Consider the following 14,174-nt stretch of genomic DNA (forward strand, 5'->3'; position numbering starts at 1 on the left):
TAAATCTTGAATAAGATCTTAGCCTGGGGCCTTTTTTGAGTTAGCGTTTAGCAGCTGTGCTGAACCGTTCTCGTGCGTTAGGCACGCTTTAATCTAAACCGTAAACTAGGCTCCGTGAACCACAACATCAGGAAGTTAACCATCAGCAGACAAGCCGTTGAGATAAACACGGTGTTGTAGCCGAACAGACCGGCCAGTGTGCCACCCAAGAGGGACCCAAACATGTTACCCAATGCTTGGAAGGATTGGTTCCACGAAAAGATTGCGGAGGTCGCTGTTGCTGGTGAGTTTTTGGTCAGCAACGTTTGAATGGTTGGGAACAATGCACCGTCAGAGATCCCAATCAGGAATCGCAGGGCACCGAGAATCCAAATGCTCGTCACGAACCCTTGAGGTAGATACATGATCATTGCAAACAGATAACCACCCATCAGCACTTTGCTTGACCCATTTGAGTCACCATATTCACCCAGTCTTGGCGCAGCTAGAATGTTGGAGATTCCGGGTAGGGCTGCGATGATCCCGGCCACAAACGCAATCGGGCCATTATTATGCATCAGTTGTTTCACATACAGACTAATAATTGGCGCAATGGAGGTATTTCCCAGTTGGACAAACATGGTCGATAGGAGCAACACGATGATTAAACGCGGGTTCTGGAATTGGCCGAGTAATCCGCTGATGCCATGCTGCTTGGCCTGCTTTTCCTTAGTGACCGGAACAAAGTATTCCTTCACCAGCGTTGCGGACAGGCTACCGGCAACGGCAAGTAATCCTGAGGTAATAAAGAACGTCATCCGAATTGAGAAAATTTCAGCCAGGGCACCGCCAATAATCGGCCCCATCAGCATACCTGAGGTTGACCCGGTGACCAGTGTGCCCAGAGCTTTCCCGCTGTGGTTACGCGGGGTTTGTGAGGCAATGAGGGCCTGGGCGTTTGAAATAAAGCCAGAGAAGAGCCCCTGAAGTGCCCGCAACGCCATCAATTCCAAGACGTTACTGACTAACCCCATAAGACACATTGCAACAGCCATTCCAAACGATGCCCGGATCAGCATCACTTTACGGCCTTTGCGGTCGGCAAGGGCGCCCCACATTGGTGAGACAATGGCGGTGACTAAGAAGGTCGCCGCGTAAACGACCCCACTATAAAAGGACACCTGTGCTTTAGTAAAGTTGCCCAGTTCACTGACATACAGTGACATGAACGGCATAATTTCACTAAAGGCGATGCCAGCAATAAATGTACAGCCCCAAAGAACGTATAGATTACGTTTCCAAGGGGATTTTTCACGATGCGCTTCATCCATGATGCTTAAAGATCTCCCTTATCTTATTTTGATGCAGTGTGGTCAAAACGGGCCACGGTTTTTAAGAAACTTAGTCAGGTGAATGAAAAGACACACAAAGACGCAGTTACTACTCATAGAATTGAAAAACGACCTTGCCGTTTTTGGGCTTCTATTCAAGCAACTGATGCCATGAAAGCCTTTTCTTAAATTAACCATTGTAAATTTAATTTACAAAGAGTAATAATAGGCGTGTTAGATAAAAAAAGCAAGCGAGTGAGACGATGGTACAAAAAAGAAATTTATCAATTCAAAAAATAACGGCGGCCGCTAAGCAGATCGTGAATGAATCAGGGGCAGAAAGCTTACGGTTTAGTCAGGTGGCAGAAGCGCTTGGCGTGCGGCCTCAAGCGATGTACGCCTATTTTCCTGATAAGGAGCAGCTAAAGGTTGCCTTGATTGTTGACTATTTGGATGAGGTCACAGGAAAGATTGAAAAACAGTTGGTGGGCGTTTCTGGTGAACGGGCACTGACTTTATTTTGCGAGCAGCTGCATCAACTGTTGCTGGCACAGCCTGAAATGACCCGCCTTGCCTTTGGCGGGATCGATTATAGTCATCAAGAAGTGGCCTTTGAACACCTTCATGAACTGATTTCACTCTTAGAACGGTTAATCGAACCGTTCACGTCCAGTCAAACGCAGATGTTAAACGAAGCGCGGCTGTTTCGGGCGTTGGTCTTCGGTTACGTGCAAAACGAACTTTGGGGGCTTTTTCAATTGTCAAAGGTGCCAGCACAGGAGAGCTTTGATGCTGCACTGTCGCAGGTGATTTCGAATTTAACTGCATAATAAAAGAACACATTGGTTTTAATCGCATAGGCGGTTATTGACAATGTGTTTTTTTTGTGTCGGTCGTGATTAACGCAGACTTTAAATTGGGCACTGCTATCTTACTAGTGTTCTTAAAAGAATCGGCGAAGATTAAGCTTGTTAATACAATTGTTCTTATTGCAATAATGTTTTCTGTAAAGAGTTTGATTCTTAATTAATAGATGGGTATACTTAGACAATGTAAAGAACAGAAAAGGCGGGAAAAACGTGAAAAGTACTGATAACTATAATATTGCAGACCGATTGCATAATTTAGTGGCCCGCGAGACCGAAGTGGTCCACGGCCGGCTTCGTAACCTAGGGTTAAATAACCAGCAGGCACGGCTTTTAAAGTATGTGAGCGAGCATCCAGGAACGATTCAAAAAGACGTTGCGCAGTTTTTGAACCGGCAGAATGCGACGGTCACGAACATGTTGAAATCACTGGAACGGCAAGGCTACATCAGCCGTAAAATTCCGGATGATAATGAACGACAGAAGCAACTCTACCTTGAACCAAAGGGTGAAGAGTTAATTACGTCCATCAACCAAGTCTTTGAGGAATTGGAGGCCCAGGTGGTCGATGCAGTTCCGGAAAAAGAGTTGGCGGGATTGACTAAAAACTTGGATCGGATTAGGGATAGGTTGGATGCGTTGTAGAGAGTAGAGAGTGGAGCAAGGCGGTTTAGGGGCGGTGTGTAACGGACTCTGACCGAAAAGTCTGGGCCTGACTTTTTGGTCAGAGTCCGTTACACGTTAGCCCCGTGCCTTGCGGAACTCGTTTCGGCAAGGTAGCCAAGAAAGACAAACTCAAAGAAGTAGAAAAAGAGAACCCAAAACAAGTCTTCAAAAGGACCCTCATTTAAAAAGCGTTCAGCCAAACCCAAAAAGGAGTTAAGCTGAACGCTTTTTATCGCTCAAGCCCAAAACAACAATTACCCTTGCATCCCAAGCAGCGGTGTCAACGTATCCTGCGCAATCAGTGCCACATGGTGCGTAGCCCGTGAAATGGCGGTGTACAGACGGTGCCGTGCCAATGACGTTGCCGGATACTCAGCAGTGGTGGCATCTGGCAAAATCACGTTGCCAAACTCCAGCCCCTTAGCCAGGTCCAGCGGCAACACAACGAGACCGGTTGTTGGAAGTGGTTTGTCGGATGTTATCAGGGTCGGTGAGAACGCTTGTAGGCTTGCTGCGAGAGCCGTTGCAGTTTGTGCAGTGTTTGTTATGACTGCAGTCAAGCCTGGCAGGGCGGTAAAACTGGTCAGCTGATTTTGCAGTTGCGTCATTGTATCCTGACTGTTCTGAGTGACGGTAATTGCCGGAGCTGTTCCGTTATCTTGAACAGAGGTGGGCTGAATGACGGCTGCGTTATCAGCAAGTTGGCTAAACAGCGCGGTTATTTCAGCGGTTGATCGGTAACTGGTCGTCAGGTCATATGTGACAACGGGGTGTTGCGGCGTGTTGAAAATCGAGCGCAGTGCGTCAAAGTTGGCCTTATCTGATGTGATGGCTTGGTTCTCATCGCCAAGCATGATAAAACGCGCCTTGGAAAAGAAGTGGCGCAATACCATCAGCTGTACCTCTGAGTAGTCCTGAACTTCGTCAATTAAAACGAGTTTTGCGCGCTGATTGCCATACCCCGTCAGAAATATCTTGAGCAGGAGCCAGGCCGCAACAGTTAAATGGTTGATGTGTAATAAGCGTTTACCTAGGGCTTCGAAATTTAGCCATTGATAGGCTTTCGCGTTTTGACTTTTTGTAGACGCCCGTTGTTGCAGGTACTGAAGCGTTAACTGATGAACTTGATCATCGGTCTGTGGATCAACGTGGTGACCAAAATAGTGTTCTTGTTGGGTAGGGGATAACGATAAAACGGTGTCCTGAGTTTGTTTATCAGTTGCTAACGTTCTGAGAAAGTCTTGGCACCGCAGCGCAATGACATCCTGAACAGCCTTTAATCGCTGCTGCCCCATTGGTAGGTGGTTGAACTGCTGATCAATGGCGAGAATATCAGCGGTGTTAAGCGCAGTATTTCCTAGTAGTGTTACCGGCGAAACATCGCTCGGCGTTAATGTGACTTGATCCAGGTTGGCGATGAGCTGATCAAGTTGATTTCGCGACGTTGTTTCCGATTTAGCTAATGTGCTTGGCAAATCAGGGATATCTTCAATAAATTGATCCCATGTCAGACTAATCGGATTTGTTTCGCCTAAGTTCGGCAGGACCGCACTAATATAGTGCTGAAAAGTCAGACTAGGGGTGAAGAAGTAAATGTCTTCTGGTGATAACGTTTCGCGGTGTTGGTAGAGCAGGTAAGCAACCCGCTGGAGCATCACGGAAGTTTTGCCACTGCCGGCGATCCCGTTAACCAGCATGACGGGATCATTTGGTGCTCTCACAATGGCGTTTTGTGTCTTTTGAATTGTGGCGGTAATTGCCGTCATGGTGGCATTATTATGGGCGGATAGGGCGTCGCGTAAAAGCGGATCTTCAATGGTAATGGTGGTGTCAAAATAGGCGCGTAGGTTGTCATGATCAATGTCAAACTGCCGACGTCCGGTCAACACTGTCTGAATGATTTGGCCATTCGCTTCGTAGCTAGTTGGGCCGTTATCCTGCTGGTAATATGTCGCTGCAATGGGGGATCGCCAGTCTAAAACGAGCGGTTCGCCAGCATCGTCATCAACGCCAACAGTCCCGATATAGTAGGATTCTGGCTGCTCATCGGCGCTGAATTTCAAGTCGACCTTTGCAAAATAAGGTTGCGTCAACAGTGTTGTAACCTTTGATAGTTGGCCGGTACTAATATCGTGGTTATGGTTAACGATATCGATTTCACGGTTAATGGCTTCAATATCAGCATAGGTTTCCATTGTTTTGATGTCCGTATCAAAGTTGAGGGTCAGTTCCTGATCCAGCTGCTCCTTGGTCGCAAAACCCTGTGTTTTGTTCGCAGTTAATTGAGCGTTAAGGGTGTCACGCATGTCTTCTAATTGGTGATAGACCTTGGTAAGGTGTGCTTGTTCGGATGCAAAGATTGATGCCATTTAATAACCCCCATTTTCTTAACAAGAAATATGCCGTGACAAAATTTGCCATGGAAGTTCATTTTATCTTGATTCGTTCTGTTGTCAATACAATTGTTTTAATTACAACATCGGATTGAAATATCAAATTGAAATCCTGATCAGTTTCGGTGGATGGGTAGCTTAATGTGTCCAAGCTAGACTGGTCATTTCGCGACTTGCCAGATTTTGGCAACTAGGGGTGACACAAATCAGCGGGGGAGACCAACTTTTGGTACCCGTGCTAACATAAACGAACGACCAGTGGTACACTATTGGCGGGGAAGCACCAAATGCTTCAGGAGAGACAAAAAGATGGGCATAACGGTATTACACTAGCGTCGTTTATTGAACGACTGTGAAGTAATACCTTTTCGTGTGTCCTAAAAATGAGGCGAAATTGAGGATAGCCTAATACTTGTATGAGTTTTAGAAACGGATGATGGTCTTCTTTGAAGCGGTTCGATATACTAAAATTAATCATTAACCAACAAAAAGGTGGTATATGTAGATGAAAAGATGGTCGTGGCTAATAGGTTTCATGCTTGGCGCGGTGTTACTGGTTGGCTGCACACGCCGGGTTACAGTAAAGGTCCCGACACAGTCTAACGCGAGTTTCATTGCCCAAACGCACTACCATCGTCATGATGTGGAGCAGCGTGAATTAACAACGTTTGTCCAGAAACAGTTGCTGACTTCAAAGGGGCTCTACACGAATTATTTGACCTCGGCGAACCAACGATCGCAGGCAACTGGGCATGAAATGCTAGTGGAGTCATCTGGCCTCTGGCTAACCTATTTGGCACAAACAAAACAATCTAGTGCATTTCGACGTAGTTACAAGCAGACCCTGACCACGTTTGACCAGGGTGATCAGTTGAGCTATCGCTACGATCCGGCAACAAAAAAACGTGCAACCGTTAACGCCACACTGGATGATCTGCGCGTGATTCGTGCCTTAGAAATCTATGCCGCTCAAACACATAGCCAGGCGTATGCCAAAAAAGCTGCGACTCGGTTTGCTTTGTTGAAAAAACACAATTTAGCAAAGGGACGATTGGTCGATTTCTACGACGTTCACGCCCACCAAGCAAGCACAACCAGTTCGCTAGCTTATTATGATCTGTTGACACTGCGCTATTTTGAGTCGGTTTCCAAAACGCAGCGCCACTATTATCAAAAACAACTTGAGCTTGTTCAAGCCGGTTATTTGGGGAATGCTTTTCCACTGTACGCGGCAAGCTACGACTGGCAAAGCGGTGAGTATAGTAGTCAGCATCTGAATACATCAGAGGCGTTAGAAGTCCTGTTACATTTGGCTGAGGTGGGCAAGCTGCGGCAACAGTCTCTGGATTGGCTGGTCCAGCAAGTCCGGGCGCATAAACTCTATAACAGCTACACGATCGATGGCATTGTTGTGAACAAGGATCAGGCTGCCGCCAACTATGCGTTAGCAGCCTTGATTTTTGCAACGGTGCATGACCGCGAGATGTACCAAACAGCGATGCGGGCGGTCTGGGCCTCTCAAGTGGTGACAAGACGCTCGCCAATTTATGGCGCGTTAGGCGATGCGACGACTAATCAAACGTATTCATTCAATAACCTAACGGCAGTGGTGGCAACGACTTATTAAAGAGGGGGTGACAACATGAAAACAGGGATTCAACGACAGGCAGTTCGGTTAAGTCAATGGCTATCGCCGGCCCTATTTGCCTGCTTATTTGCAGCTGTTGTCACGATTCCATTACTCTTTTTGACGCCCATTCACGGCCTGGCGGATAACGGAGATTTTTACCGGGCAATGCTGAGCAATGGTATTTATCGCCTACCCTCTCAGCACAGTCAGTATCTGAGTTTTGTTATTCAAAAATTCGGGTTGATGCAGTACTTTAATGAAAACAACGTTGCGGTTTTTTCATCGCAAACATTGGTGGTAAAGCTGGCGGTTTTGTTAAACGAACTGTTCTATAGTCGCCACATCTTTGATATTCGGTTCCTTGCGGCAGTGTACGAAGGCTTTTTCCTCGGGGCAATCTATTTGTTAACGAAGGCGCTTGTGCATCCCCACCGCAATATAAGCAGTTACATCATTGCTGCCCTTGTTGTCCTAATGTTTGCGGATGGGACGATGACGCTCTACTTTAATTCTTTCTTTGCCGAGCCAGGGATGCTGATTGCTGCCATGTACCTCTTTGCCGCGTTAATGGCCATCGTCCACAAGTGTTATCGGCATGACTGGCCAATGATCGTCCTCTTTGTGGTCAGCACTGTCTTTTTGATTACGAACAAACAGCAAAATGCCCCCTTAGCACTCAGTTTTATCGTGGCAGGTGCTGGCCTGTTGTTCTTGCCAACGCTGAGTGCTCACCGACTGGCGATTATCGCGAGTCTGGTGCTTATCCTTGGGGCTGGTGGCCTGACCTATAAGCTGATCAATTCAGAATTCAGTACCGTCAATCAATATCAGGCACTCACTCATGGCGCGCTGATTGAAACAAGTGATCCCAGCCGAAAACTTGAGAAACAAGGGTTAAATGAAGCCTATGCGCTGATGCGTAATGAGAATTATTACCCCAAAACGTTTACGGCGGTTAAGCCTAGTGATCCCAATATTCAAAAACAGTTGTTGAACAAGTACGGCACCGGGTGGTTGATTCGCTATTATGCGGAGAATCCGAAACAATTTGCACAATTAATGGACCTTGCCGCAAAAGACGTTATGCAAACAAGGGTCAGTGCTGTCGGTGACTTTGCCCGTGGGTCCGGCAAAAAAGCCGGTGCCCAGTCGACTTTTTTTACTGGATATAGCAGGTTCATGTCAAACTACTTTCCAGGCAGGTACGCGTTTGATTGCTTGTTGGCAGTCGCGTTTATAGCAATCTACAGTGTTTCAGCATGGTTGGATTATAGAGCCAAGCGCACTGGTGGTTTGATCCGCTTCTTTCTTGTTACGGGACTGATGACTGTTTGTGTGTTTGTACCGATTATTTCCATTATTGGTGACGGGGACGCGGACCTAGCGAAGCATTTATTTATGGTGCCTGTCTGCTACAACCTGACCTTTATTCTCTTTGTTTCGGATGTTTTGAATAAACGGTTGTGGCTGGCGAATGACAGCGAGGAGACTACTGATGATGCGTAGACATGGGCTGATTCATATTATGATTATTTTGGCGGGTGCCATTCTCTGTGGCCTTAATTTGATGCCGGAATCGTTAACCCATGCAAGCTCCCAGCGTGTTTTGATCGTGTATGATGCGCAAAATACAGGTGACGGCGGCGCTAAAAGAATCGACGTGCTGCAACGCAGTTTGACGTCACTTGACCTGCACGTTAAAACAGTCGCACAAAGTGATTATCAACAAGGAATGTTGTCCCAAGGCCATTATAGCGGTGTCATTACGGTTATAAATTGGCCAGCAGTGGGCATCACGAACAAACACTTTTTAGCTGATCGTCAGGCCTATCATGGAATAAAACTGCACATTGGCGGTGATCTAACACAACAAGAAGCGACAGCGATGGGGGCTAAACGGGTTATCCGATATCAACAGCAACTTACACTGAAAACCACTGGTGACAGTACTAGCTTACCTTTTTTAAAGACAATTACACTGCTCACACATTTGCCAAGTCATGTACACCAGTACGGCCATCTCGTGACGCAATCTGGCACTGAAAATGGTCATGCGTATGGTGTAACGTCAAACCAAAATGGGTACCTCCCGTTTTTGGTCACCAGTGGGGATGGCCTGATTACTGCCCAGCGCCTATTAGAGCTGATTTGTTCAGCCAATCAGCGTCGCATCACCCGCTGCTGACAATCACGAAGGTGACCCCATACAGTGACTTATCACGGCTCGTTCGGCTTAGCCGCTACCTTAACCGACACCATATTCGGTTCGCAGTGAGTGCTGTTTCAGTCGCTGAAAATGCTGAACTCGCTGCATATCGGCAGTATACAAAGCGGTTGCGGCAAGTAGAATTAAATGGTGGTGTCATTTTTCTACAGACACCGAAGATTGGCGGGGCCTCCGCTGCCAGTGGGAACAAGTTGAACCAACTCATGACCGGAGAGTTAGTGGATCTGGCAAACCAGGCCGTCTTTCCGGTTGGCATTAGCAGCGCAGGGTATTGGAATCAGGATATTGTTTTAAGAAAAAATGCCCTTTCGAAGGCGTCGAGTTGGGTATTGTTGCCTAACAAAGCGCCAACCTATTTGAAACAGGATAATAACGCGGCGGTTGCTAAGACAACATACATGGCCATGCCATTCCATTCAGTTGCCCACCAACCGTTGACTAACCTCCCGCTAGCAACGGCCTTAACGATAAACACACCTGATTCAAGAAAACGAGTCAGGATAATTGAACAACAGGTCACCCAAACCCATTTTCACTGGGCTGATCTACAGACGAATGGGTTTCAGGGCACCATTCATGTTGGCACCACAGCGTTAGCTTACAAGAACGGGCATTATTATTTGAATGGTCATCGACAACGGGTGACTCATAACGTGGCGTCACCGTACAAAACACCCAAACCGGTGGCGACACAACCGCTATTTAAACGTTTTTTTAAAGTGCAAGGGTGCTTTTAAACATCTTCTTTGCGGTTGTTTTGATTGCACTGATTGGATTTATCATTGTTGGCAGACGCATTTACTGGCGTCGATTTAGGCGTTAACGAAGGAGGACTAAGGTGGCAATTCTTGATAGTTTATTAATGGTCGCGGTGGTATCGATATGGGGTATCCTGGTGATCAACTTAGTGTTAACGCTTGCCGGTTATACCTGGTATTTGCGGCACGTTAAACGGCCTGAACCAGAGCTGCCAGAAATACCGCCATTTGTTTCGATTCTCGTTCCGGCGCATAACGAGGAGATCGTTATCGTTAAAACGGTGCTTTCCCTTCTTAGTTTTGATTATCCACACGACCGTTATGAAGTGATCATCATTAATGATAATTCTAGTGATCATTCTGCTGATAAATTGGCAGCCCTGCAACACGAATTTACAACTGACCGATTAAAGGTCATCAATACCGATAGTGTCACGGGCGGTAAAGGAAAATCCAACGCCCTTAACATTGGATTGAAACAAGCACGCGGATCCATCATTTCCGTTTATGATGCGGACAACACACCGGAAGCGCCGGCACTGCGAATCTTGGTTGCTGAACTCTTAGCCAATGACCGTCAGGCCGCTGTTATCGGTAAGTTTCGAACCCGAAATAAGAACGCCTCATTGTTGACCCGTTTTATTAACATCGAAACGCTGTCCTTTCAATGGATGGCCCAGGCTGGCCGACAACAACTCTTTCATCTATGCACGATCCCTGGAACAAACTACGTGATCCGCCGAGATATTTTGGAAAAAGTTGGGCAGTGGGATGTAAAAGCACTGGCCGAGGACACAGAAATCAGCTTTCGAATCTATCGGATGGGCTATCGAATCGGCTTTCAACCTTTAGCAGTCACTTGGGAACAGGAGCCGCAGACGCTTGACGTGTGGTTCCATCAGCGGACGCGGTGGGTTAAGGGCAACATCTACGTCATTTTAAAGAACGGCAAACTGCTCTTTAAAAAGGAGGGCCGACCAATTCGATTTGACTTGCTTTACTATCTGGCTGTCTACTTCATGCTGATGATGTCTTTGATCCTTTCAGATACAGTTTTTGTGCTGTCAGTAGCTGGCATCGTGCATTCAAATCTTCAGGGATTCAGTAACGGACTGTGGCTGTTCGCCGTCGTGATGTTTATCGTCAGTACCTTTTTGACGATTACCACGGAACGGGGCGAGTTGACCTTCAGTAATTTGTGTTTAATTGTTTTGATGTATTTAGTCTATAGTCAAATGTGGCTGGCAGTGGCCGCCTACGGAATGGTGGGGTATATTCGTGAACAAGTCTTTCATCAACAAGCAAAATGGTATAAAACCAAACGTTATCAGTAGCGGCCTAGTGGTTCTTGGCCTCCTGGTCGTTGTGATCAGCGCGCTGGTCATTCCCCGTGACGTCAAGGCCGCGTCAACGCAGACGTACACGGACCAATTTCAAAATGCAACAACGACGCTTTCAGGGACGTCAGTTACGGCATCAATGTATTTCTCAAAAGAATCCTATTGGGATGTAAAAAACGCGATGTTTAATTTGGTTTACCAAGCCTCCCAGCTTACTAACCAACAAACTTCTTCAATTACTGTGGCAGTGAACGGCGTTAAGATAGTGTCATTTCGGCCAAAAACTGGCACCGGTACGCAGACCAAGGCAATTTCAATACCGACGAAATTGCTGTCGGCTGACAATCAGTTAACGGTGAGTGGTCAAATTGAAACGCAAAAAAAGGGACAAGCTGCGCAGGTCACCCAAACGCCGGCTAATTGGCTGACTATAACGGATGCGGCCAATGTGACATTTCAGTATCAATTAACTCAAGCCAAGAATACAGTAGCGTCATTTTATAGTCACTATATCGGCGATGACACCGTCAATCAGCAACACGATTATTTAGTCACAGCGGACCAACCCAGTTCGGCTGAATTGACGGCCAGTATGCTGGCGTTATCGGGAACATCGCGCCCAATTTCGACGCAAACGAATCAAGTTCAGTTTGAGAATTGGTCTAATTTGAAGACCGCTAACGGAGATTATGTAATGGTGGTGGCAACCTATAATCATTTACCAGCAGTTTTAAAACGCACGATTTCAAAAAATAAGATTGCGCATCATGCGGTTATTCAGACAATGACGACAAAGGGTCAACATTACCTGATTGTGACTGCCAAAAACGCCAAGTTGTTGACACGTGCCGGACGATTTGTCGCAAATCAAGCACTAATGACTGAAAGCCAGCAGCCGACAGTTATGGTGGCAGGTAACACGAATACTGCAACTGCTGCAGGGCATCTTAACGCTGAACAATATTCACTAACGGATAAGGCCGTTCAGTTTTCTGGAACGGGTCACCACGAGAGCAGTTACTACGTTTCGCTGCCAAACGACCGGACGAATGCTGATGGGTCAACCATTACTCTGAACATGCGATATAGCGATAACCTGGACTTTAAACGGTCCTTAGTCACAGTTTCGGTAAACGACACGGTGACTGGCAGCCACCGGCTTGTTCTGGGTCATCTAAATGGCGACCGGCTTGAATTTAACGTGCCGCGAGGAACCGCACTTGGCAGTAGTTTCGTGGTGACCGTTGCGATGGACCTTGCAGTTAAGGACGCAACTCAGACAACCGATGGGGACACACCATGGGCAGTAATCGAACCGTCCTCAAAAATGAAGGTCAAGTCACAAAAATCAAATGACCTGCTGCTCACAAATTATCCCACGCTGTTTATGAAAAATGAGACTTTTCATCAGTTAGCTGTTATTGTGCCCAAAACGTTGACCGCTTCCGATTATCAGACGCTAGGCAACCTCTTTAATCTCATGGGCAGCTATGCAAAATTCAATACTGGAAGCTTAACTTTCTATCATCATCCAAGCCAGAAAGTGCTGAAAGAAAGCAACGTGATTGCCATTGGTACACCCAGACAGAATCCGCTGATCAAACGCCTTAATCCAAAACTCTATTTTAAATATAACCAAGCGGACACCCATTTCGTTTCAAATGAAAAGTTAAGCTTGACGCCGCAATATGGTCATACGATTGGGACAGATCAACTGTTACGGTCACCGTATAACGCCAAACGCGGGTTGTTGGTCGTCACCGGCGCGACTCCTGAGGCCACGTATCTCGCATCAACTCAGCTTAATACGGCGTCGACCATCCAGCAATATACTGGGGATGCGATCCTGGTCGATACAGATAATCAGCACATGGGGTATCGGTTTAAGAAAAACAAAGCCATCGATGAATCGTTGACGGTCAAGCGGAATTTAAACGACAATATGCAGTTGCTACTGTACCTGGGTGCAGCTTTGGTCGTTATTGCGGTTATTGGTGTTGCCATTATCTTAGTCCTGAAAAAACAGGGGCTGCTCAAGCGAGGGGGTCAAACAAATGACAAGTAAGCATCAAAACGCAAACCTCTACATTGATGTCTGCTGGTTACTTTTCTTGGCAGCATTTGCCGGTACAGCCATTTTGATGGCACTCTCCGGTCACCTGATTTTGAACACCATTTACCTGTTTTGCACGGTTGTTTTACTGCTGATGACGTACTTTTGGGGGCTGATAACAGGTTTAGTGGCTAACCTCCTATTTATTGCGGTTCAGGTCGTCATTGTGTTATATCAGTACCTACAACAAACACAAGATATTCCTTGGCCGCTCCTATTCTGGATGGTGCAGCCAATATTATTGAGCGTCATTCTCTATTTTTTGACTGTGAATCAGACCTATTTACAACAGCAGAATCGTGATCTTCAAACGGCCTTGGTTGAGCGAGGGGCCTTTGATACGCAAACCAATTTGCGGACTCGGGTTGCTTATCAAGAGGATGCCCAGGTATTTATTGAGACTAATCGCCGGTTCAACTTGCCGGTGGCGACGTTAGTCATTAAGATTCGCTATTACAATGATCTACGCCGAATGATGTCCTCAGACCAGTTAACAGAATTGTTGCAATTGGCATCGGCCACCATCAAAAAAATTACCCGTGAAAATGATATTACCTATCTATTAGACCGGGACGACCCGACATGGGCAATCTTGATCTATGCGGACACGGATGGCGCTAGGGTAGCGACTGGTCGCATTAAAGACGGGTTTGATAAAACCGTCCAGCAAAACCCAGACTTGGCGAATCTAGCATTGACCTTAGTCGTCGGAGTGGCAACCTGGGATCCAGAAACCATGAAAACACCGTCTGATTTTATGAATGCTGGGTTGAGGGAGACGGAGTATGACGTGTCGTAGAGAGCGGAACAAACCGCTTCTGTGCAAGTCTTTGGTTTGTGGAGCTCGTTTTAGCACGGTTGCCTAGAAGGA

The 14,174-nt window shown here is 46.6% G+C and carries 11 protein-coding genes; 9 read left to right on the top strand and 2 right to left on the bottom strand.

Annotated elements, in window-relative coordinates; translation table 11 throughout:
- Positions 1 to 77: 77 nt before the first annotated feature.
- On the bottom strand, positions 78 to 1,310 hold the full coding sequence (locus tag AYR61_RS08580) for an MFS transporter (protein ID WP_065902625.1): 1,233 nt from the start codon (positions 1,308 to 1,310) through the stop codon (positions 78 to 80).
- 263 nt (positions 1,311 to 1,573) lie between these two features.
- Here AYR61_RS08580 and AYR61_RS08585 point away from each other — a divergent pair, with 263 nt between their 5' ends.
- Positions 1,574 to 2,140 carry a TetR/AcrR family transcriptional regulator gene (locus tag AYR61_RS08585; protein WP_056987427.1) on the top strand — a complete coding sequence of 189 codons (567 nt, stop codon included), beginning with the start codon at positions 1,574 to 1,576 and terminating at the stop codon, positions 2,138 to 2,140.
- 249 nt (positions 2,141 to 2,389) lie between these two features.
- Entirely contained in the window at positions 2,390 to 2,821 is a 432-nt protein-coding gene (locus AYR61_RS08590) for a MarR family winged helix-turn-helix transcriptional regulator (RefSeq protein ID WP_054708718.1), read from the top strand.
- Between the two features lie 275 nt (positions 2,822 to 3,096).
- Here the strand turns inward: AYR61_RS08590 and AYR61_RS08595 are convergent, their stop codons facing one another.
- Positions 3,097 to 5,211 carry a HelD family protein gene (locus tag AYR61_RS08595; protein ID WP_065902627.1) on the bottom strand — a complete coding sequence of 705 codons (2,115 nt, stop codon included), beginning with the start codon at positions 5,209 to 5,211 and terminating at the stop codon, positions 3,097 to 3,099.
- A 529-nt stretch (positions 5,212 to 5,740) separates the two neighbouring features.
- On the opposite strand from AYR61_RS08595, the gene AYR61_RS08600 reads away from it, so the two are divergent.
- The 7 genes from AYR61_RS08600 to AYR61_RS08630 all read left to right on the top strand — a co-directional run bounded on the left by AYR61_RS08600 (position 5,741) and on the right by AYR61_RS08630 (position 14,102).
- Positions 5,741 to 6,862, top strand: coding sequence for a hypothetical protein (locus tag AYR61_RS08600; RefSeq protein ID WP_056987425.1), 1,122 nt, complete (start codon positions 5,741 to 5,743; stop codon positions 6,860 to 6,862).
- Between the two features lie 15 nt (positions 6,863 to 6,877).
- Complete coding sequence (gene wsfD, locus AYR61_RS08605) at positions 6,878 to 8,371, top strand: glycan biosynthesis hexose transferase WsfD (protein WP_056987424.1); 1,494 nt, start codon at positions 6,878 to 6,880, stop codon at positions 8,369 to 8,371.
- Positions 8,361 to 9,050: a hypothetical protein gene (locus AYR61_RS08610; RefSeq protein WP_156770471.1), complete on the top strand. Its 690-nt coding sequence runs from the start codon at positions 8,361 to 8,363 to the stop codon at positions 9,048 to 9,050. Before wsfD ends, AYR61_RS08610 begins: the two co-directional genes overlap by 11 nt.
- Before the next feature lie 11 nt (positions 9,051 to 9,061).
- On the top strand, positions 9,062 to 9,829 hold the full coding sequence (locus AYR61_RS08615; RefSeq protein ID WP_191982236.1) for a hypothetical protein: 768 nt from the start codon (positions 9,062 to 9,064) through the stop codon (positions 9,827 to 9,829).
- A gap of 125 nt (positions 9,830 to 9,954) precedes the next feature.
- Positions 9,955 to 11,184: a glycosyltransferase gene (locus AYR61_RS08620; protein ID WP_056987439.1), complete on the top strand. Its 1,230-nt coding sequence runs from the start codon at positions 9,955 to 9,957 to the stop codon at positions 11,182 to 11,184.
- A complete protein-coding gene (locus AYR61_RS08625; RefSeq protein WP_225356472.1) occupies positions 11,129 to 13,255 on the top strand; it encodes a cellulose biosynthesis cyclic di-GMP-binding regulatory protein BcsB in 2,127 nt (708 codons plus the stop codon). The genes AYR61_RS08620 and AYR61_RS08625 overlap by 56 nt, the downstream gene beginning before the upstream one ends.
- Positions 13,245 to 14,102: a diguanylate cyclase domain-containing protein gene (locus AYR61_RS08630; protein ID WP_056987422.1), complete on the top strand. Its 858-nt coding sequence runs from the start codon at positions 13,245 to 13,247 to the stop codon at positions 14,100 to 14,102. Before AYR61_RS08625 ends, AYR61_RS08630 begins: the two co-directional genes overlap by 11 nt.
- The last annotated feature ends 72 nt before the right edge of the window (positions 14,103 to 14,174 follow it).

The sequence above is a fragment of the Secundilactobacillus paracollinoides genome (genome assembly GCF_001702155.1).
In the GTDB taxonomy this organism is placed as follows: domain Bacteria; phylum Bacillota; class Bacilli; order Lactobacillales; family Lactobacillaceae; genus Secundilactobacillus; species Secundilactobacillus paracollinoides.